Origin of the sequence: Streptomyces xanthophaeus (assembly GCF_000725805.1) — a bacterium.
In the GTDB taxonomy this organism is placed as follows: domain Bacteria; phylum Actinomycetota; class Actinomycetes; order Streptomycetales; family Streptomycetaceae; genus Streptomyces; species Streptomyces xanthophaeus.
In genome coordinates, this window is record NZ_JOFT01000023.1 from 112,833 (window position 1) to 132,932 (window position 20,100).

Consider the following 20,100-nt stretch of genomic DNA (forward strand, 5'->3'; position numbering starts at 1 on the left):
CGGAGCCACTGCACGCGGCAGCGCTCTAGGGGTTGAACCTGCACGAACCATCGAAGGGTCCCTAAACAGTCTGGAATGAGTGGACTGGGCGTGATGCATTGCGCCGACAAGAACGGTCGGGACATTGCTCGGCCGAGCAAAGATGTTCTAATGGGTGCGCCCGACAGGCCGGTTCGAGATCGCATTGGTGGTCACGCCTCTCTGCGGCCGGGCTCCGTCTGCGCGCAATGCGAGGTTCGACGCGCGGTGAATGCAGCGCAACACGCGAGGCGAGCATAGTCAGTTCGGGTAAGCCAAGTGGCCTTGACTGGGACGGATATCTCCGTTGATCGATCTGGATCGATAGTTGATCGATCGCCGCCATCACACACACTGCACATGCCTGGAATCGACCGCATCCAGCAGCTTGCTGCTCACGGCTCCCAGCTCCGGCCTCCGCCGCCTCCAGGCCCGTGCATGCCATGGAGCAAGGACGCCTCCGCGGGCGCGGCGGCCGGTGAGCCGGGGTCCTTGTACGCCACTGTTCGGGGCAGGGAGCTGACCGAACATGCGAATGGTTGTAATCTGCGGAGACCGCCCTTGACCTGCAATGAGCAGGCAGGGAGCAGACATATCGGGAGTATTCGCATGCTTCGCACCATGTTCAAGTCCAAGATCCACCGGGCCACCGTCACGCAGGCCGACCTGCACTACGTCGGCTCCGTGACCGTCGACGCCGATCTGCTCGACGCCGCGGACCTGCTGCCCGGCGAGCTCGTGCACATCGTGGACATCACCAACGGCGCCCGCCTGGAGACCTACGTCATCAAGGGCGAGCGCGGGTCCGGGGTCATCGGGATCAACGGAGCCGCCGCGCACCTCGTGCACCCCGGCGACCTCGTCATCCTCATCAGCTACGCCCAGATCGAGGACGCGCAGGCCCGGGTGTTCGAGCCCCGCGTCGTGCACGTCGACGCGGACAACCGGATCGTCGAACTGGGGGCGGACCCGTCCGCCCCGGTACCGGGAACGGACCAGGAGCGCAGCCCGCACGCAGTGGCCGGCTGAGGGGAGTCGAGGACCATGGACGGGAACACTCCGATCGAGTTCACGGACGAGCGCGCGGCCGGACGGCTGCTGGCGACCGAGGACGGGACGGCCGTCGGGTACATCGCCTACTTCGTCCTCTCCGAGGCGCCGCACGCCCTCGTGGCGGTGCACACCGTCGTCGAGCCGGGACACGAGGGCCGCGGCATCGCCGGGGGACTGGTGCGGACCTTCTACGGGCTCGCCGCGGCCGAGGGCGTGCCCGTCGTCCCGCTGTGCCCCTACGCGGCGAGCTGGGCCGCCAAACACCCCGACGAGGCACCCGAGGCGCCGGCCGCGGTGGTCGAGGCGGCCAAGGCCCAGCTGGCCGCGGACCCTCACCTGTGGTGACGGGCCTGCTCCTGCTGCACACCTCGCCGGTGCACGTCCCTGTCTTCGAGGCCCTGCGCGACCGCAGCCACCCGGGGGCCGTCCTGCGGCACCTGGTGGTCCCGGAGCTGCTCGACCGGGCCCGCACGGAAGGGCCGGAGGCGGTGGCCCCGGCCCTGCTGGGGCTGCTCACCGACGCCGGGCCGGGCGGAGCGGGCGGGATGGGCGGGCCGGGGCCCGTGCTCGTCACCTGTTCGACCCTCGGTGCGGTCGCCGAGGGCCTGACCCCCGCCCTGGGCGCCCCGGTGCTCCGGGTGGACCGGCCGATGGCTGCGGCGGCCGTGCGCACGGGCCCGCGGATCGTCGTCCTGGCCACCGTGGAATCGACCAGGGCGCCGACCGAGGCGCTGCTGGCCGAGGAGGCCGCCGGAGCCGCGGTGTCGGTCCGTACGCAGCTGGTCGCCGGAGCCTGGGAGCGGTTCGCGGCCGGGGACACGGCCGGCTGCCTCGCCCTGGTGGCCGCAGCCGCCGACGCCGTTTCGGACGCGGACGTCATCGTCCTCGCCCAGGTCTCCATCGCGGCCGCAGCGGACCTGGTCACGACGCGCGTCCCGGTCCTCTCCAGCCCCGCCACCGGCCTGGCGGCGGGCCTGGCGCTGCTGCCCGCCCGACGCCCGTCCTGAGCCGAGCCGTCCGGCCGGGCCGGGGCCTTCGGGGGGCGTACCCGGCGGCATCGGGGGAAGGTGGGACACATGGTGCGAGAACCAGAACTGACGCAGCCGCCCGTCCCGGGACCCGATCCGCAGCCGCAGCCCGGGCCGGGGCCGAGCCCCTTCCCGGACCCGGCGCCGGTCCCGCCGCCCGCGCCGCCCGTACCCGGGCCCGTCCCCGAACCCGACCCGATCCCGGCCCCGCCGGGGCCCGCGCCGATTCCGCAGCCCGGGCCCCTGAGCTGAACGCCGGACGCGCGGGTCAGTCCGTACGGACCTCGGAGCGGTCGCCGCTCCAGAGGGTGTGGAACGAGCCCTCGCGGTCGGTGCGCCGGTAGGTGTGCGCCCCGAAGAAGTCGCGCTGGCCCTGGGTGAGCGCCGCCGGGAGCCGCTCCGCGCGCAGGGCGTCGTAGTACGCCAGCGAGGCCGCGAAGGCGGGCACCGGGATGCCCTGGCGGACCGCCGCCACGAGCACCGCCCGCCAGTCGTCCTGCGCCGCGCCGATCTCGTCCGCGAAGCCCTGGTCGGCCAGCAGGCTCGGCAGGTCCGGCCGGGCGTCGTACGCGGCGCGGATCCGGTCCAGGAAGGCCGCCCGGATGATGCAGCCACCCCGCCACAGGGAGGCCATCGCGCCCAGGTCGATGCCCCAGCCGTACTCCTCGCTGCCGGCCCGGATCTGGTGGAAGCCCTGCGTGTACGAGACGATCTTCGATGCGTACAGCGCCTGCTCCACCTGCGCCGCGAAGGCCTGCGCCGCCTCCGGGGCCAGCGCGGTGGCCGTCGGACCGGCGAGCCCCCGCGCGGCCGTCCGCAGGTCCGCGTGGCCGGAGACCGCCCGGGCGAAGACGGCCTCGGCGATCCCCGACACCGGAACACCCAGGTCCAGGGCGATCTGCACGGTCCAGCGCCCGGTGCCCTTCTGCTCCGCCGCATCGGCCACGACGTCCACGAACGGACGGCCGGTCGCCGCGTCCGTGTGCGCGAGCACCTCCGCGGTGATCTCGATCAGGTACGAGTCCAGCCGCCCGCGGTTCCACTCCCGGAAGGTGTCCGCGATCTTCGCGGGGGAGTAGCCGGCCACCTCGCGCAGCAGGTGGTAGGCCTCGGCGATGAGCTGCATGTCGGCGTACTCGATGCCGTTGTGCACCATCTTGACGAAGTGTCCGGCGCCGTCGGGGCCCACGTGCGAGGTGCACGGGGTGCCGTCGGAGGCCTTGGCGGCGATCTTCTCCAGCAGCGGGCCGAGGGACTCGTACGACTCGGCGGAACCGCCAGGCATGATGCTCGGACCGAGGAGCGCGCCCTCCTCGCCGCCCGAGATGCCCACGCCCACGAAGTGGATGCCCTGCTCGCGCAGTTCCTTCTCGCGGCGCCGGGTGTCCTCGAAGTGCGCGTTGCCGCCGTCGATGATGACGTCGCCCTCCTCCAGCAGCGGGGCGAACTCGCGGATGACGGCATCGGTGGGATCGCCCGCCTTCACCATGATGACGAGGCGCCGGGGGCGCTCCAGCGCATCGACGAACTCCTTCGCCGAAGCGGCAGCCACGAAGCTGCCCTCGTGCCCGAACTCCTCCACCAGCGCCTCGGTCTTCGCGGTGGTCCGGTTGTGCACGGCGACGGTGAACCCGTTGCGGGCGAAGTTGCGGGCGAGGTTGCTGCCCATGATTGCGAGCCCGGTGACGCCGATCTGGGCTGTGCTGGTGCTCATGCGTGTGCTCCTGCGTGCTTCGGTGTGCGGGGAGTGCCGACGCTACCCCGCCCACCCCGGACGACGGCCGCCCCCACGTCGAGAAGGCGTCAAATTCCGCTGGCACGCGCCCTGTTGCGCCCCTTGTCAAGCCCTGTGGGTGACGTTAGGTTGTGCGGTTCCTGATGTCTTCGATGGGGGCTCCCATGGGTGTACGGGGCCGGCACCGCCGGTATCAGCCGAGCAGCATCAACCGGGCCTCGCTCGTCGTCACCGCCGGTGGCGCCGGGATGGCGCTCCCGCTGATCGGCGCCGGAGCGGCCCACGCCGCCTCCGTGGACACCTGGAACAAGGTCGCCGCCTGCGAGTCCACGAACACCTGGAACATCAACAGCGGCAACGGCTACTACGGCGGCCTTCAGTTCAGCCAGAGCACCTGGCGGGCCTTCGGCGGGACCGCCTACGCCGCCCGCGCGGACCTGGCGACCAAGGACCAGCAGATCGCGGTCGCGGAGAAGGTCCTGGGGGGCCAGGGGCCGCAGGCCTGGCCCGCCTGCGGGAAGAAGGCCGGGCTCTCGCGCAGCGGTCCGGCCCCGGCCGTCGCCCCGCAGCAGGGGCAGGCGCCGAAGGTCCAGATCCAGATCCAGCAGTCGGCGCCGGCCCAGCAGCCTGCCGTCATCCCCCGGCCGACCGGCACCCCGGTCCTGCCGAACCCGTACGTCGTCGCGCCCGGTGACTCGCTGTCCGCGATCGCCACCCAGCAGCACGTCGAGGGCGGCTGGCAGGCCCTGTACGAGACCAACCGGGTCACCGTGGGCGCCGACCCGAACCTGATCTTCCCCGGCCAGCGGCTCACCCTGCGGATCACCACGGCGCCGCCCGCCCAGAACCCGGAGAAGCCGCCGCGCACGGCGGAGCCGGTGAAGCCCGTGGAACCGGCGCAGGAGCAGGCGGAGAAGCCTGCCGCAAAGCCTGCGGAGAAGCCCGCCGAAAAGGCCGCCGAGAAGCCCGCCGCCAAGCCGGCCGAGAAACCGGCCGAGAAACCGGCCGTCAAGCCGGCCGAGAAGCCCGCCGCACCCGCCTCAGCGCAGCAGAAGCCCGCCGCGGGCGGCTTCTCCGCCCCGGTCGATGCAGCTCTGGGTACCGCCTACCGCGTCTCCGGCTCTTCCTGGTCCAGCGGCTACCACACGGGCATCGACTTCCCGGTGGCGACGGGCACCTCCGTCAAGTCCGTGAGCCCCGGTCAGATCGTCTCCGCGGGCTGGGCCGGTGCGTACGGATACCAGGTCGTCATCCGGCACACCGACGGGCGGTACTCCCAGTACGCGCACCTGTCGGCGCTGTCGGTCAAGGCCGGGCAGCAGGTCTCGGGAGGCCAGCGCATCGGCCGCTCCGGCTCCACCGGCAACTCCACCGGACCGCACCTGCACTTCGAGGTGCGCACGGGGCCCGGCTACGGCTCCGACATCGACCCGCTCAAGTACCTCCGCGGCCACGGGGTCAGCATCTGACCCCCGCACGTGCGGGGGCACGGCGGTGAGGAGGATCAGGCCGGACGCCGCCAGTACGGCGCTGGCCACCGCCGCCGCCGTGCCCGCGGCCCCGTACCGGAAGCCCTCGTCGAAGAGGGAGATGCCGACCACCGCCGCGACCACCGGGTTGGCCACGGTCACCGTGGCCAGCGGCGCGGTCAGCCCGGCACCCCGGTACGCCGCCTGGGACAGCAGCAGCCCGGCCGCCGCCAGGACGGCGATCGCCGCGAGGTCGGGCCACAGGGCGCCCAGGGCGTCCGGAGCGAAGGACTCGGCCACCGACTTGGTGAACACCGAGGCCATCCCGAAGACCAGCCCGGCCGCCGCGGCCAGCAGCACGCTGTGCAGCACCGCCCGGTGCATCCGGTGCGCCGCCAGGAACAGCACGGCCACCCCGGCTCCGGTCACGATCAGCAACAGGTTCCGCTCCGCACCCGCCAGGCTCTGCTCCGCCCGCCCGTCGCCGCCCGTCAGCGCCAGCAGCCCGGCCAGGCCCGCCGTGGCCAGCACGGCACCGCGCCAGGCGGCCGTACCGGCCCGGCGCCCCACGAAGTACGCCGCCATCGGCAGCGCGAATACGATGGTGAGCGCGCCGAGCGGCTGGACCAGGCTCAGCGGGCCGTAGGCCAGCGCCACCACGTGCAGCAGGGCGCCGAGGCCGTTCAGCCCCACGGCCACCCACCAGCCGGTCCGGCGCAGCGGGGCGTACGAGCGGTCCGGCGTGCTCGCCGCGACCCGTTCCTGGACGATCGCCCCACCGGCGTACGCGAGGGCGGACACGAGGCAGAGCAGTACCGACAGCGCTAGGGCACTCATAGGTTCAACAATGCCCCACCGGGACGGTCCCTTCCTCCTCCCGCAGGAGGTCACGAGTCATACTCCAGGCATAGTCCAGATGGAGTACCAGATCAGGCCAGGGGTAGTGCGGACGCAGTACAGAGCGGGTCCGGGACCGCTGCAGAGCCGGTACACGGCCACCGCAGAGTCCGCCGGAGTCCGCTGCGCGAGGTGACCGGCCCCTGGCGCAGCGTGAAAGTGGCTTGATCGGGTTTGGTCCCGGGCACGGGGAATCCGTACAGTTCCCCTTTTGGGGACTTCCGCAGCAGGCGGATGCGGACGAATGAGCAAGGAACGGCAGCGGGCATGACGGTGACCGAAGACAGCCAGGACCACGTCCAGAACTACGGACCGGGTATCGACCCCGAGCGGCTGGCCCTCTGCCTCAGCGTGCTCGACGAGCTGGACAAGCTCGACGTCGACCACCCCGACGCAGTCACCGTACGCCGTGCCACCGCCGGCCTCTACCGCACGGTCAAGCAGCGCCGCCGCCAGGAGCGCCGCGCCGCCAAGACCGCCAACGACAAGGCCGTCACCGAGGCGACCGCGACCGGCTCCGCCGAACGCATCGACGACGAGACCCAGGGCAACGCCCTGACCGCCGCCACGAAGGGCCCGATCGCCGGAATACTCCAGCGCCCGCGCTCCTGCTACATCTGCAAGACCCGCTACGTCGAGGTCGACGCCTTCTACCACCAGCTGTGCCAGGACTGCGCCGCCTTCAACCGCGCCCGCCGCGATGCCCGCACCGACCTGACCGGCCGCCGCGCCCTGCTCACCGGCGGCCGCGCCAAGATCGGCATGTACATCGCCCTGCGGCTGCTGCGCGACGGCGCGCACACCACCATCACCACCCGCTTCCCGAACGACGCGATCCGCCGCTTCAAGGCCATGGAGGACAGCTCCGAGTGGCTGCACCGCCTGAAGATCGTCGGCATCGACCTGCGTGACCCGGCCCAGGTCGTCGCGCTCGCAGACTCGGTCGCCGCCGAGGGCCCGCTCGACATCCTGATCAACAACGCCGCGCAGACCGTGCGCCGCTCCCCGGGTGCCTACAGCGAGCTGGTCGCCGCCGAGAACGCCCCGCTCCCGGCCGGTGAGCTGCCCTCCGCCGAGGTCATCGGCACCTTCGGCAGCGGCACCGTCGACCGCGTCGCCGCCCTGCCCACGGGCAAGGGCGAGAAGCTCAGCGCGCAGGACGTCACCGAGCTCGCGCTGGTCTCCGGCTCCGCCTCGCTGGAGCGGATCGCGGCGGGCACCGCCATCGACGCGGGCGGTCTGGTCCCGGACCTGCACGACACGAACAGCTGGATCCAGACGGTGTCCGAGGTGGACCCGATCGAGCTGCTCGAAGTGCAGCTGTGCAACTCCACGGCGCCGTTCATCCTGATCAGCAAGCTCCGCCCGGCGATGGCCGCGGCCGGGGCCGGCCGCCGGTACGTGGTCAACGTCTCCGCGATGGAGGGCGTCTTCAGCCGCGGCTACAAGGGCGCAGGCCACCCGCACACCAACATGGCGAAGGCCGCGCTCAACATGCTGACGCGCACCAGCGCCCAGGAGATGTTCCAGAAGGACCAGATCCTGATGACCGCGGTCGACACCGGCTGGATCACCGACGAGCGGCCGCACCCCGACAAGATCCGCCTGGCCGAGGAGGGCTTCCACGCTCCCCTGGACCTGGTCGACGGCGCGGCCCGGGTCTACGACCCGATCGTCCGCGGCGAGGCCGGCGAGGACCTGTTCGGCGTCTTCCTCAAGGACTACGCCCCCGCCAACTGGTAGCCGGGCCGCCCGGGGCCCAGGCCCCGGGCACGTTCCTGACTGCCCGACCGCCCGACTGCCCGACCGCCCGACCGCCCGACTGCCCGGCCGCCCGACCGCCCGGCCGCGCGCGGCCGCGCCCGCCCCGTACCGGGCTCCCCGCGCTCCCCGTCCCCCGTCGTCACGTGCGCAGGGCGGGCCGGGACGCGTACGCGCCGGCGGCCACCAGGTCCAGCACCGGCCGCCAGTCCTCCATCGAGCCCGCGTCCAGACCGGGCACCTTGCCCGCGTCGTCCGCCTGGCGCAGGGTCACCGCCGCCTCGGCGTCGGGGTCGGCCGCGAAGGCGCGCACCTCCGCCGGGTCCATCACCCCGCCCTGGGCCCGCAGCGTCAGCGCGCTCTGCGGGGACAGCGCCCGCTCCGGCTCCACGGCGGCCAGATAGCGCTTGGCCGGCACGTGCAGCCGCACGAGCCGGGCCACCCGACCACCGAGCAGCGGCCGCAGCGCCGCCGCCGCGTGGTCGGCGTGGCCGGCGTCGTCACCCGGACGGAGTAGATGCCCGAGGTCGTGCACGAGCCCCGCGACCTGGAGCTCCTTGTCATAAGGATGTGACCGGCGCAACAGGGCGGCCGTCTGGAGCCCGTGGTCGTGCAGGTCGACCGGATCGCCGCTGCGGTCGGGGGTGTCCCAGGCGCCCCGGCAGGCGAGCAGCAGCTCCATCAGCTCGTCGACACAACTGACCACCACCACACCGGACTTCGTCACGTCCGCTCCCTCCGTCATCGGTAGGCCGGCGTCGAGCAGACCATCCGTCACGGACGCCCGGCCCCACGACTTACTGAACTCGCGGCGAAAACAAATGGTCGGTGTGGATTTTGCCTTTCCATCGAGCGGGGGTCCGCTCATATGTGTACTCTGAGGGTCATCAAGACGGCCCCAACCAGGCCACGCTCCACCACGGCGCCACCGCGTCCGGTAATCCTTGAGTCCCTTGACCAGCGCGGTCCCGCCAGCCGGGTTACGCGACACAAAGGAGTGCGCGGTGACAGACAAGACGAAGCCCGACCAGGTGCTGCTGGAAGCTACGGTGCGCAAGACCAAGCCCCGCTCGGATGAGCTCGGCAGCCTGGAGGTCTGGGCCCGGTCCGCCCCGATCCGGCTGGCGGGCTACGAGGACGACCTGGCCGACCCACACATCCTGCAGGGCATCGACTGACCCCGAGGCCGCGGGCCACGGGCCCGCGCGCTCACGGACACGAGGCACCAGGCCCCGTCAAGCGCCCCCGCCCGACCGGTGCCGGGGGCGCTGCCCTGACCGCCCGGGCGGCCGAGGAGCCGCCGAGCCGCCGACGGGGTCCGGTTCCCGAACTCCCTACGCCGTGAGCGTCATCGCTGAGGGCGATCACGACTTCCGCCGGGTCCGCCGTCCCGGCAGGCTGAGGCGCATGAAGCTGCTGATGCTGGGTGGTACCGAATTCGTCGGACGCACGATCACCGAGGACGCCCTCGCCCGGGGCTGGGAGGTGACCGTGTTCCACCGCGGCCACCACGCGCCCCCGCCGGGCACCTCCGCACTGCACGGCGACCGCACCGCGCCGGGCGGACTGGACGCCCTCGCCGAGGGGGAGTGGGACCTCGTCGTCGACACCTGGAGCGGCGCCCCCACCGCCGTCCGCGACAGTGCCCGCCTGCTGCGCGGCCGGGCCGGGGCGTACGCGTACGTCTCCAGCCGCTCGGTGTACGCCTACCCGGCCCCGGCCGGTCTCGACGAGGACGGCCCGCTGGTCGAGGGCTCTCCCGACGCGGAGGCCATCGCCTACGCGCAGGACAAGCGGGGCGGTGAACTCGCCGCCCTGGACGCCTTCGGCGACCGCGCCCTGCTGGTCCGCGCCGGGCTGATCATCGGCCCGTACGAGAACGTGGGCCGACTGCCCTGGTGGCTGAACCGCATAGCCCGGGGCGGCCCCTTCCTCGCGCCCGGGCACGCCGACCTGCCGCTCCAGTACGTCGACGTGCGCGACCTCGCGCGCTGGACCCTGGACGCGGCCGCCGCCGGGCTCGGTGGCGCCTACAACCTGGTCTCCCCGCCCGGGCACGCCACCATGGGCAGCCTGCTGGCGGCCTGCGCGGCCGCCACCGGCGCCTCGGCCGAGCCGCGCTGGACCGACGCCGCGGCCATCGAGGCCGCCGGGATCGAGCCCTGGACCGAGCTTCCCATCTGGCTCCCGGAAGGGGAGCTGCACGACTTCATGTTCGGCGGCGACGTCGGCAAGGCCCTCGCCGCGGGCCTGGTGTGCCGGCCGGTGGCGGAGACCGTGGCCGACACCTGGGCCTGGCTCCAGTCGATCGGCGGCGTGCCCCCGCACCGGCCCGACCGGCCGCAGAAGGGCGTCTCCGCCGAGCGGGAGGCCGCGCTACTCGGGCTCTGACCAGGCCGCATCCTCCAGCCGGGTCGGCGGCAGGTACTCGCGCAGCAGCGTGCGGTGCCACCAGGCGCCCGTCTCGCGCAGCTCCCGCCACGTGGTGAACCGGTAGCGGTACACCCGGGCCCGGACGTAGCGGGGCGGGGCGCCGGGGAAGGGGTTGTGGCGGAGCAGGCGCAGGGTGTCCCGGTCGCCCGCCAGCAGCCGCTCCACGAAGGGGCCGAACCAGTCCCGGGCGTAACCGGGGGACAGTGCGGCGAACCACATCAGCCAGTCCAGGCGCAGGTGGTACGGGGCGAACTGGCGCGGCATCCTGCCCGGTTCGCCCGGTTTCCCCTTGAACCCGTACGCGCGCCAGTCCCCGTCCGTGCGCGGCACCGGGTCGGCGGTGCCCTCGACCACGACCTCGTCGCGGATCCGGCCCACGGTGCCGAACGCCCCGTAGGTGTTGACGAGGTGGAGCGGGTCGAAGGAGCGGTTCATCACCTGGCGCCGGGAGACCATGTTGAGCACGGGGAGCCGGCTCCGTACGAGGACCAGCACGGTCACGGCGCAGACCAGGACCACGAACCACACCGGCGCCCCCTGCGAGGCCGCGGCCGGCGGCGGGCCCGCGAGCCCGGTGAAGTCCACGGCCGACAGGGCCAGCGTGATCGTCAGCCAGTTCAGCCAGGCGAAGTTCCCCGACAGCACCAGCCACAGCTGCGTGGCCACGATCGCACCGGCGGCGTACGAGGCCACCGGCTGCGGGGTGAACAGCAACACCGGGACGAGCAGTTGGGTGACGTGGTTGGCCGCGCACTCCACCCGGTGCACGGGTTTGGGCAGGTGATGGAAGAACCAGCTCAGCGGCCCGGGCATCGGCTGCGTCTCGTGGTGGTGGTAGAGGCAGGTGAGCTTGCGCCAGCAGGGGTCCCCGCGCATCTTGATGAGCCCCGCGCCGAACTCCACGCGGAAGAGCACCCAGCGCAGCAGCCACAGCACCAGGACCGGAGGACCGGTCCGGGCGTTGCCGAGGAAGACGGCGAGGAAGCCCACCTCCAGCAGCAGCGACTCCCATCCGAAGGAGTACCAGGTCTGTCCCACGTTCACGACGGAGAGGTAGAGCAGCCACAGCAGGGCCCACAGACCCATGGCCGCGGCCAGCGGCATCCGGTCGCCGGCCCCCGCGGCCAGTGCGGCGGACACTGCGGCCCCGGTCCAGGCGCAGCAGGCGAAGAGCCGGTCCGAGTAGTGCAGTTGGAACAGGCTCGGGGCGCGGCGGAAGGGCACGTGCCGTACGTAGCGCGGCACGGGCAGCATGCCGTGCGCCCCGATCAGGGCCCGGAACTGCAGGGCGGCCCCGATGAAGGCGAGGAGGTAGACGCCGGCCAGGGCCCGCTGGAAGACCAGCCGGCCCAGCCAGTACCCGGGTGCCGTGAACCAGTCCATCGCCTCCAGTATCGGGCCGGTCAGGCGGCTGCGGCCAGCTTGCGCAGCGTATGGCCCAGCCAGCGCGCGTACCGCAGCTGGAGGAAGGGGACGACGGGCCCCGCGAGCCGGGTGTACCAGCAGGCCGGGCGGCTGAAGGCGGTCACCGTGAACCAGACCGTGCCGTCGGCGTCCATGGTCACGACGAAGGACTCCTCCCCGCATTCGGGGTGGCCGTCGAGGGTCCCGTAGGCGAATCCGATGCGGGTGGGTTCGTACGCCGTCCAGATCACCTCGCACGGAGCGGTGACCCGCATCGGCCCCACGCCGATGCCGACCTCCACGCGGCTGCCGGGCCGCACGGCCCGGGCATCCGCCCGGACCCGCATGCCCGAGGTCCGGTGGGCCCGGAAGGTGGTGACGGCGACCCCGGCGGCCTCGAAGGCGGCCCGTCCGTGCCCGATCCGGGTGCGGTGGTGGAGGTGGTTGTATCCGGCGGGGAGCGGGAGCCGGTCCGTCGCGCCCCGGTCGGGGTAGCTGAAGGTGCTGCGGCCGGCGCCGACGAGTCGGGTCATGGGGTGGTCTCCTCCGGGCGGGTGGGTGCGTATGCGGTCAGCCGGCGCCAGGCGAGCACCGAGCACAGGGCGAATCCGAGCGCGTTGCCGAGGCCGTGGGTCGCGGCCATCCAGGTCAAGGTGGGGTGCGCGATGCCGGTGGCCTCGCCCGCCGCCCACCACAGGGCGAGCAGCATGGTGGCGACGAGGACGGCCGACGAGAGCGCGAGCAGGGCCCGGGTGGTCCGCTCGCGTGCCGAGGGCCGGATCTCCCGCCAGGTCAGCAGCGCCACGGCCCACATCCCGCCGGTCAGCACCACCGCCCCGACCAGCTCGGCCCAGTCGTCGACGAAGTAGCCGAGGAGGACGAGTCCGGTGCCCGCGGGCACGCTGTACGCCGCCCCGGTGGCCCAGGGGCCGGGCGCCGCCGCCCGGCACACCAGCCCGGCGACCAGGGCGGCCGCGAACCCGGCGTAGTGGAAGTGCGGCACGGTCAGCGCCAGGATGTCCAGGTCGAAGCCGAAGAGCCGGTGGCCCGCGCGTTCGGCTACCAGGGCGACCGCGGCGACCGACGGCGAGACGAGCGCGGTGAGCACGGCGGCCTCGGGCGGCCCGAGGCGACGGGTCCCGTCGGACGGGTCCCGGGGGAGGGCCCGCAGCAGCCGGGCCGGGGCCCGCGCCGCGAGGGTCAGCGCGGCTGCCGCGTACAGTGCCGCGAGCGCTACGGCGAGGGCGCCGCGCGGCAGCCACAGGCAGGCGGCGCCGGGTGCGGCGAGCAGGGGCCAGAGCCGGGCGGCCCGGCGCAGTGCGACCGGGTCGATCAGGCGCAGGCCGGCGGGCAGGACGAACAGCATGCCCAGGGTGACGATCAGGTTCACCAGTACGGTCATGCGGACCCCCCCCCGAAATGAGTGCGGACCAAAGCCTTGAACGCGTTCAACTCGCAGGTGTGACTCTATGAGGTTCGTTGAACATGTTCAAGACGCGCTCCGGTTGCGGCTTCCGCGAGGATGCGGCAGACAAGAGGAAGCAACCGGGGCGAAAAGGGAGAAAAGCGTGGATGCACTGACACCTCCGACACCTCGTCAGGCTCCGCGCCGTCATGGACCGGCGGGAGCAGCCCTCTTGGCCGTCCTCGGCCTGTTCGCCGCGGGCTGCGGCGGCGCCGACGAACCCGTGAGCGCGCCCGGGCCCGAGAGCCAGGAGCTCTACCTCGAGCCCGTGGCCGCCGCCGGGCCCGCCCCCTTCACCGCCTCCTCCGCCACCCGCGAGTCCGCCCCCGTACAGCCCCCGGTGCCCAATCCGACCGGACGGGGCATCCGCACGGTGAACGCGGCCACCCCGGGTCTGTACGGCGGCACCCAGCGCCTCGGCAGCTGCGACGTGGAACAGCAGGTCCGCTACCTCACCGCCGACGAGGCCAAGGCCCGCGCCTTCGCCGAGGCCTCCGGCATCGAACAGGCGAAGATCCCTGACTTTCTGCGCGGCCTGACCCCCGTGGTGCTCCGCGCGGACACCCGGGTCACCAGCCACGGCTTCCGCGAGGGAGCGGCCGACAGCTTCCAGTCCGTCCTCCAGGCGGGCTCCGCCGTCCTCGTCGACGAGCACGGAATGCCCCGGGTGCGCTGCGCCTGTGGCAATCCGCTCCAGGCCCCGCGGGCGGCCAAGGGCTCGCCGGTGCACAAGGGTGAGCCGTGGAGCGGCTACCGGCCCAACCAGGTCGTCGTGATCGAACCGACCCCGCACGTGATCAACAACCTGGTGATCGTCAACGTCACCGACAACACCTGGATCGAGCGCAGGACCGGCGACGACGGGGCCCAGGACCGGGTCCCGGCGGTGCCGCCCGCGTTCGACCCCGCCGACGGCATCCCGCACGGGCCCGCCCATCCCGGCGGAACCACCCCGTCCGACCCCTGCCCGACCCGGCCCGCCAACAGCCTGGCCCGCACGGCACCCCCGACGGAGCCCGGGGCCCCGAGCGCGCCGGCCTCACCCGCCCCACCTGCTCCGTTGGCCCCGGCGCCCCGGGCCACGGACTGCCCGCCGGCCACCGGCACCAACCCGGAGACCGGCCCGGACACCGTGCCCGACACCGGACGGGACCGGCGGACGAACCCGCGGGTGCCCCAGCAGCCCCCGAACGGACTCCCTTCGGACCAGCCCGGCGGCCTTCCGCAGGACGGCACCACCGGCCTGCCGTACGACCCGGCGTCGCCGTACCCGTCGGACCCCGACCTCCCGCTGGACCCCGACGGCGCGAACCCCATGCCGTACGACCCGAACGACCCCTTCGCCGTCCCCTACCCGCCGCAGGAACCGCAACAGGACCAGCAGGACCAGCAGCAGGACCAGCAACAGGACCCCCAGCTGGCCCCCTCCGACGCCGACTGGTCGCTGGAGAGCGCCTGACCGGCCCGTGTGTCATGGTGGACCGGTGCCGAGCACCGTTTCCCTCCCGGACGACTGGCCCGCGCATCCGGACCGGTCACTGGCACTGAACCGGATGGGCAGTTTCGACTGGGACCTGGCCACCGGGCTCATGCACCTGGACGCCGCGGCCCTGGACGTCTTCGACACCGCCCCCGAGGAGTACGACGGACGGCCGGAGTCCCTCTCGCCGAGGGTCCCGGCCGCCGAGGCCACCCGGCTCGACGCCCTCGTCTCCAGCGCCCTCAAGAGCCGCGAGGACACCTACGGCGCCTACTTCCGCATCCGGTGCCGCGACGGCCTGCTGCGCTGGACCCACACCCAGGGCCGCGTCATGCGCGGGCCGGACGGCCGTCCGTACCGGATCATCGGCATCGTCCGCGACGCCACCGAGGAGCTCAGCCACTCGGCCGAGCGGCTCGGCCTCGACGAGGAAAGACGCCGCCAGACCTCCGTGGTCGAGAGCACCACCGCCGCCCTCGCCCACGCCCGCACCGTGCAGGACGTCATCGACGCCCTCGGCGACGCCCACGGCCTGGAACGGCTCGGCTCCATGGGCATGGTGATGGGCCTCGTCGAGGCGGGCCGGATCCACCTCGTGGCCGAAGGGCCGGTCGGCAGCTTCGTCCCCGGCACCCGCTACACGCGCATCGACGAGCCGTACCCGATGAGCGAGGTCGTCCGCTCGCTCCAGCCCCGCTTCCTCGACTCGGCGCAGGAGTTCGCCCAGGGCTACCCCGGCCTCTGGGCGAAGATCTCCTCCATGCACATCTCGGCGGCCGCCTACCTGCCGCTGATCGCCCAGGCCCGCCCGATCGGCGCCATCGGACTGCTCTACCAGGACAAGGACGGCTTCACCCAGGACGAGCGCAACCTCCTCGTCGCGCTGGGCAGCAGCATCGCGCAGAGCCTCCAGCGGGCGATGCTGCTGGAACAGGAACACGACCTCGCGGAAGGCCTCCAGCAGGCCATGCTGCCGCGGCGGATCCCGCCGGTACCGGGCGGGCAGATCGCCGTGCGCTACCGCTCCGCCCGGATGGGCCAGGACATCGGCGGCGACTGGTACGACGTCATCCCGCTCCCCGGCGGCTCCCAGACCGGCGGGCGCGCAGGCGGCCGGGTCGGCGCGGTCATCGGCGACGTACAGGGCCACGACACCCACGCCGCGGCGGTCATGGGCCAGCTGAGGATCGTCCTGCGCGCCTACGCCGCCGAAGGGCACTCCCCGGGCACGGTCATGGCCCGGGCCTCGGTGTTCCTGCACGAGCTCGACACCGACCGCTTCGCCACCTGCACCTACGTGGAGGCCGACCTGTCGACGGGCGTGCTCCAGCTCGTCCGGGCGGGCCACATCGACCCCCTGCTGCGCACCCGCGACGGGGACTGCCGCAGGATCCCGGTGCGCGGCGGGATGCCTCTCGGCCTGTCGGCGGAGTTCGGACGCCTGGAGTACCCGGTGACCACCGTGGAACTGGACCCGGGAGAAACGCTTCTGCTCTGCACGGACGGCCTGGTCGAACAGCCCGGAGCCGACCTCGACGACGGGATCCAGCTGCTCGCCGGGCTCATCCGCAGCGGCCCCGCCGACCTCCAGCTCCTCGCGGACCGGCTGTGCGGGGTCGTCGACGAACGCGGCGGGGACGACGACATGGCGCTCCTCCTGCTCCGCCGCGACATCGAGGACCTCCCGCGCGGCGGCGGCCGCCTCCAGCAGCACGTGGCACCGGGCGACCCGGAGGCCCTGGTGGCCGCCCGCCACATGATCGGGGCGGCGGTCCGCGCCTGGGGCGCGCGGGAACGCGCGGACGAGATCGAGCTGGTCGCCGACGAGCTGATCGTGAACGCCCTCATGCACACCGACGGCCCGGCGATCGTGACCCTGCGGGTGCTTCCCGGCGCCGAACGACGGCTGCGGGTCGAGGTCGAGGACCGCTCCAGCGCACTGCCGCGGCGCCGCGAAGCGGGGGATTCGGGCGTCTCCGGACGGGGCCTGATGCTCGTGGACCGGCTGGCGGACGACTGGGGCGTCGAACCGCGCGGCAGCGGCAAGTGCGTGTGGTGCGAATTCGTCATGGTTTAGGGGGCCGCGCCCAGAAGCCAACTCCCGGCCGGGGAAAGTACGTTGCGGCGGGCGCCCGCGGTCCCCCAGGATCGAGGCGATGACCAACGCCATGGAAGACGTGCGCCGACTGCTCAAGAACGGCGATCTGCCCGGAGCCGTACGGTCCCTGCGGCCGCACGCCGAGACGACCCCCCTCCCCGAACTCGCCAAGGCCACCCGCGCCCTGGCCGACGCCGCCGGGTTCAAGGACCTGGCCGACGCCGCCAAGGCCGCCGCGAAACGGCCCCAGGACCCCCAGGCCCTCTACGACCTCGGCTACGGCTGCGTCGAACGCGGCATCGCCTTCCTCGCCGTCGCACCGCTGCGCGAGGCGCTCAGGCTGCTCCCCGACTCCCGGCCGCTGCTCGCCGAACTGGTCTCCGCGCTGGAGGACGAGCACCGGCACGCCGAGGCCGCCGGGCTGCTCGCCGCCCGCGGCGACCGGCTGCCCGCCTGGCCCGAGACGTACCTCCTGGTCCACCACACCCTCCTCGCCGGGGACACCGCCGGCGCCCGGGCCGTCGCCGCCCGGCTGCCCGACCCCGACGAGGCCACCTGGCACTGGGCACACGCCCGGCAGCGCCGGATGCTGGCCCGCGCCGAACACGCGGCCGGCGCCGGGCCGCTCGACGCCACCGACCTGCGCGGCTGGCAGTTCGCCCTCACCGGGACCCTGCTGGGCACCGTGTCCCCGTACGGCTACGACGCCGGGATGACCGGCCGCTACGCCTACCTCGGTGACAGCCGCGAGCTGTGCCGCCGCGGCCTGGACCGGCTCGCCACGGCCCTGGCCGCCGTCGGCCTCGCGCCCACCACCGTCTCGCTGCTGCCCGGCCGCTCCGACCGCATCCTCGGGCTCGCCGCCGCCGCGGTGCTCGGGCTGCCCGCCGTACCGTACGAGCCCGGGCGGACGGACACCGTCGTCGTCGCGTACGACCTGAACGGCATCGACCCGGACCTCGTGGAGGGCCTGCGCAGGCGCGCCGACGGGGAGGTGCTGCACGAGCACGCCACGTGCTGGACCAGCCCGCCCCCGGTGAGCCCCGATTCCAGCGCCCTCCTCGCCCAGATCGTCTCGGTCGCGTGGCAGGACGACGACCGCCCCGCGGAGGAGATAGCCCGGGAGATCGCCGAGGCCGACCCCGCCGCCGACCCGGGCGACGGAGCGACCCCGCCCGACCCCGACGAGGCCTTCCGGGCCTACGTCGCGGCCGTGGCCCCCGGCTGGCTCACGGGCAGCCGCGACCACCTCGGCTCACCCGGCCCCGTGCCCAGCTCGCGCTTCGCCTGAGGCGGCGGCAGGCTGGGAGCATGCCGGAGCTGCCGGAGGTCGAGGCCCTGCGCGAGTACCTCGACGAGCACCTGACCGGGCGGGTGGTGGAGCGCGTCCACCCGCTCGCCGTGAGCGTGCTCAAGACGTACGACCCGCCGGTCACCGCCCTCGAAGGCCGCACGGCCGGTGCCACGGCCCGCCACGGCAAGTTCCTGGCGCTGGCCGTCGGAGACCTCCACCTCGTCACCCATCTGGCCCGGGCCGGCTGGCTGCGCTGGCAGGACACCCTGCCCGCCCAGCCCCCGCGCCCCGGCAAGGGGCCCCTCGCCCTGCGCGTGGCCCTTCAGGGCGGCGGCGGCTTCGACCTCACCGAGGCCGGGACGCAAAAGCGCCTCGCCGTGTACGTCGTGCGCGATCCGCTCCAGGTGCCGGGCATCGCACGGCTCGGTCCGGACCCGCTGGCACCGGGGTTCGACCAGGAGGCCTTCGCCGCGCTGCTGGCGGGGGAGCGGCGCCAGATCAAGGGCGTCCTGCGCGACCAGAGCGTCGTCGCGGGCATCGGGAACGCGTACAGCGACGAGATCCTGCACCGGGCCAGGGTCTCGCCCTTCAAACTGGCCGCCTCTTTCGACGAGGAGCAGACCGCCCTCCTGTACGCAGCCGTCCAGGACACCCTGCGCGAGGCCGTCGCCCGGGCCCACGGGCTGGCCGCCGGACAGCTGAAGGCGGAGAAGAGGAGCGGCTTGCGGGTGCACGGCCGGGCCGGGGAGCCCTGCCCGGTGTGCGGGGACACGGTCCGCTCGGTGTCCTTCGCCGACTCCTCGCTCCAGTACTGCCCCACCTGCCAGACCGGCGGGAAGCCGCTCGCCGACCGGCGGCTCTCGCGCCTCCTCAAATAGCCCGGCGCTGCGTAGACTCCCCGCCATGGCCGAGGAGCAGCAGTCGCCGCCCCGGCGCGAGATCGTCACCGGGGTGCCCCGGGGCACCCGCCGCCGGCCGCCCGCGCACACCCCGGCCCGCTCGGAGATATCCGAGCAGACCACCCTGGGCGCGACCTACGTACGGGCCCTCATGCGCAGCCAGTTGCGCGCGGGCCTGGGGGCGCTGGCCGCGCTCGCCCTGCTCGTGGCGGCCCTGCCGCTGGTCTTCCTGCTGCCGCGGGCCGGGTCGGGGCCGCTGGTGTGGCTGGCGCTCGGCGTGCTGGTGTACCCGCTCCTGTGGCTCATCGCCCGGTGGTACGTCACCCGGGCCGAGCGCAACGAGGCCGATTTCACGGGCCTGGTGACGGACCCCGCCGAGGCCCCGGCGAGCCGGCGCTCCGAGTGGCGGGGCGCCGCGGACTCCCCTTAGCCCCGTCTCTTTGGCTCGCGGCCGCGCGGGTCGGCTCAGTGGCCGATTCCGGCCGTCCTCGTTCCGTCCGGGGCGAACGCGTGGCGGAAGGTGAAGGCGTGGGGCGCGGAGCCGTGGTCGGCGAGGTGTTCCAGCCTGGAAACCCCGTCCTGCCAGGTGGGTATCGCGCCGTCGCAGACCCACCAGAACACGTGATTCGGGTGTCCTGTCCTCTCGAACCAGTCGTAGCGCCTGTTCAGCGCCTCACGGTGCAGACCGGTGTAGACGGCGTCGAAGGCGGGGCGCAGGCCGGTCCAGAGGGAGAGGGTCGTGGCCAGGGCAGTGGTTTCCACCGTACGGCCCTTGTCGTACCAGGCGGGTACGGCGAATTCGCCCCACGCGCCCCAGTCCGCGCCGAAGAACAGGCCCCGGTCTCCGTCCGCCGCTTCTGCGCGCGCGAGATGTCCGGGGTGCTGACTGATCTTCCGGTAGACGGCCTCACCGCGTGCGTAGAACTCGCGCGTGAGGGGTGCGGGATCGCAGAGGGGTGACTTCAGGCTGCCGAACGTGTACAGCGCAAGACGGGGCATGCTTCTCTCCCTGGTCGGGGGTGCCGCGAGGGTGCGTGGGGTGTGAACGGCTCATCCCGGTGCGGGT

The 20,100-nt window shown here is 73.4% G+C and carries 18 protein-coding genes and 1 pseudogene; 12 read left to right on the forward strand and 7 right to left on the reverse strand.

Annotated elements, in window-relative coordinates; genetic code table 11:
• The first annotated feature begins 627 nt into the window (after nucleotides 1-627).
• The 3 genes from panD to IO30_RS0115870 are packed head-to-tail and all read left to right on the forward strand — an operon-like array spanning nucleotide 628 to nucleotide 2,078.
• On the forward strand, nucleotides 628-1,047 hold the full coding sequence (gene panD, locus IO30_RS0115860; RefSeq protein WP_031143468.1) for an aspartate 1-decarboxylase: 420 nt from the start codon (nucleotides 628-630) through the stop codon (nucleotides 1,045-1,047).
• 15 nt (nucleotides 1,048-1,062) lie between these two features.
• Nucleotides 1,063-1,416 carry a GNAT family N-acetyltransferase gene (locus tag IO30_RS0115865; RefSeq protein WP_031143469.1) on the forward strand — a complete coding sequence of 118 codons (354 nt, stop codon included), beginning with the start codon at nucleotides 1,063-1,065 and terminating at the stop codon, nucleotides 1,414-1,416.
• Nucleotides 1,413-2,078: an aspartate/glutamate racemase family protein gene (locus tag IO30_RS0115870; protein WP_373316455.1), complete on the forward strand. Its 666-nt coding sequence runs from the start codon at nucleotides 1,413-1,415 to the stop codon at nucleotides 2,076-2,078. Before IO30_RS0115865 ends, IO30_RS0115870 begins: the two co-directional genes overlap by 4 nt.
• Nucleotides 2,079-2,367: 289 nt before the next feature.
• On the opposite strand, the gene gndA is transcribed toward IO30_RS0115870, so the two are convergent.
• On the reverse strand, nucleotides 2,368-3,813 hold the full coding sequence (gene gndA, locus IO30_RS0115875; protein WP_031143471.1) for an NADP-dependent phosphogluconate dehydrogenase: 1,446 nt from the start codon (nucleotides 3,811-3,813) through the stop codon (nucleotides 2,368-2,370).
• Nucleotides 3,814-3,998: 185 nt separating this feature from the next.
• Between gndA and IO30_RS0115880 the strand changes: the two genes are divergently transcribed.
• A complete protein-coding gene (locus IO30_RS0115880; RefSeq protein WP_031143472.1) occupies nucleotides 3,999-5,303 on the forward strand; it encodes a transglycosylase family protein in 1,305 nt (434 codons plus the stop codon).
• Nucleotides 5,304-5,414: 111 nt separating this feature from the next.
• Here IO30_RS0115880 and IO30_RS45965 read toward each other — a convergent pair.
• Nucleotides 5,415-6,140, reverse strand: a pseudogene (locus IO30_RS45965) (DMT family transporter); the annotation flags it as partial.
• Nucleotides 6,141-6,467: 327 nt separating this feature from the next.
• On the opposite strand from IO30_RS45965, the gene IO30_RS0115890 reads away from it, so the two are divergent.
• Entirely contained in the window at nucleotides 6,468-7,943 is a 1,476-nt protein-coding gene (locus IO30_RS0115890) for an SDR family NAD(P)-dependent oxidoreductase (RefSeq protein WP_031143475.1), read from the forward strand.
• A 160-nt stretch (nucleotides 7,944-8,103) separates the two neighbouring features.
• Here IO30_RS0115890 and IO30_RS0115895 read toward each other — a convergent pair whose 3' ends face one another.
• On the reverse strand, nucleotides 8,104-8,643 hold the full coding sequence (locus tag IO30_RS0115895; RefSeq protein ID WP_031143477.1) for an HD domain-containing protein: 540 nt from the start codon (nucleotides 8,641-8,643) through the stop codon (nucleotides 8,104-8,106).
• Between the two features lie 322 nt (nucleotides 8,644-8,965).
• Between IO30_RS0115895 and IO30_RS45465 the strand changes: the two genes are divergently transcribed.
• Nucleotides 8,966-9,139 (forward strand): hypothetical protein, encoded by a 174-nt coding sequence (locus IO30_RS45465; RefSeq protein WP_157853325.1) that lies wholly within the window; start codon nucleotides 8,966-8,968, stop codon nucleotides 9,137-9,139.
• A gap of 229 nt (nucleotides 9,140-9,368) precedes the next feature.
• On the forward strand, nucleotides 9,369-10,352 hold the full coding sequence (locus IO30_RS0115905; RefSeq protein ID WP_031143479.1) for an NAD-dependent epimerase/dehydratase family protein: 984 nt from the start codon (nucleotides 9,369-9,371) through the stop codon (nucleotides 10,350-10,352).
• Here the strand turns inward: IO30_RS0115905 and IO30_RS0115910 are convergent.
• From IO30_RS0115910 to IO30_RS0115920, 3 genes are read right to left on the reverse strand one after another with little or no spacing between them, the layout of a single operon-like run.
• Complete coding sequence (locus IO30_RS0115910) at nucleotides 10,338-11,777, reverse strand: lipase maturation factor family protein (RefSeq protein ID WP_031143481.1); 1,440 nt, start codon at nucleotides 11,775-11,777, stop codon at nucleotides 10,338-10,340. The two genes, IO30_RS0115905 and IO30_RS0115910, sit on opposite strands and share 15 nt — an antisense overlap.
• Before the next feature lie 20 nt (nucleotides 11,778-11,797).
• Entirely contained in the window at nucleotides 11,798-12,331 is a 534-nt protein-coding gene (locus IO30_RS0115915) for a DUF1990 domain-containing protein (protein ID WP_031143483.1), read from the reverse strand.
• Nucleotides 12,328-13,200 (reverse strand): YndJ family protein, encoded by an 873-nt coding sequence (locus IO30_RS0115920; protein WP_031143485.1) that lies wholly within the window; start codon nucleotides 13,198-13,200, stop codon nucleotides 12,328-12,330. Before IO30_RS0115920 ends, IO30_RS0115915 begins: the two co-directional genes overlap by 4 nt.
• A gap of 235 nt (nucleotides 13,201-13,435) precedes the next feature.
• Between IO30_RS0115920 and IO30_RS44680 the strand changes: the two genes are divergently transcribed.
• From IO30_RS44680 to IO30_RS0115945, 5 genes are all read left to right on the forward strand, one after another.
• Nucleotides 13,436-14,722: a DUF6777 domain-containing protein gene (locus IO30_RS44680; protein ID WP_051902346.1), complete on the forward strand. Its 1,287-nt coding sequence runs from the start codon at nucleotides 13,436-13,438 to the stop codon at nucleotides 14,720-14,722.
• A 7-nt stretch (nucleotides 14,723-14,729) separates the two neighbouring features.
• Nucleotides 14,730-16,820, forward strand: coding sequence for a SpoIIE family protein phosphatase (locus tag IO30_RS0115930; RefSeq protein ID WP_031143489.1), 2,091 nt, complete (start codon nucleotides 14,730-14,732; stop codon nucleotides 16,818-16,820).
• A gap of 79 nt (nucleotides 16,821-16,899) precedes the next feature.
• Nucleotides 16,900-18,132, forward strand: a complete 1,233-nt coding sequence (locus IO30_RS0115935; RefSeq protein WP_037894172.1) for a hypothetical protein — start codon at nucleotides 16,900-16,902, stop codon at nucleotides 18,130-18,132.
• 20 nt (nucleotides 18,133-18,152) lie between these two features.
• Nucleotides 18,153-19,013 carry an Fpg/Nei family DNA glycosylase gene (locus tag IO30_RS0115940; protein ID WP_031143493.1) on the forward strand — a complete coding sequence of 287 codons (861 nt, stop codon included), beginning with the start codon at nucleotides 18,153-18,155 and terminating at the stop codon, nucleotides 19,011-19,013.
• Between the two features lie 25 nt (nucleotides 19,014-19,038).
• Nucleotides 19,039-19,464 carry a hypothetical protein gene (locus IO30_RS0115945; protein ID WP_051859382.1) on the forward strand — a complete coding sequence of 142 codons (426 nt, stop codon included), beginning with the start codon at nucleotides 19,039-19,041 and terminating at the stop codon, nucleotides 19,462-19,464.
• Between the two features lie 35 nt (nucleotides 19,465-19,499).
• Here the strand turns inward: IO30_RS0115945 and IO30_RS0115950 are convergent, their stop codons facing one another.
• A complete protein-coding gene (locus IO30_RS0115950) occupies nucleotides 19,500-20,033 on the reverse strand; it encodes a DUF3291 domain-containing protein (protein WP_031143497.1) in 534 nt (177 codons plus the stop codon).
• Between the last annotated feature and the right edge of the window lie 67 nt (nucleotides 20,034-20,100).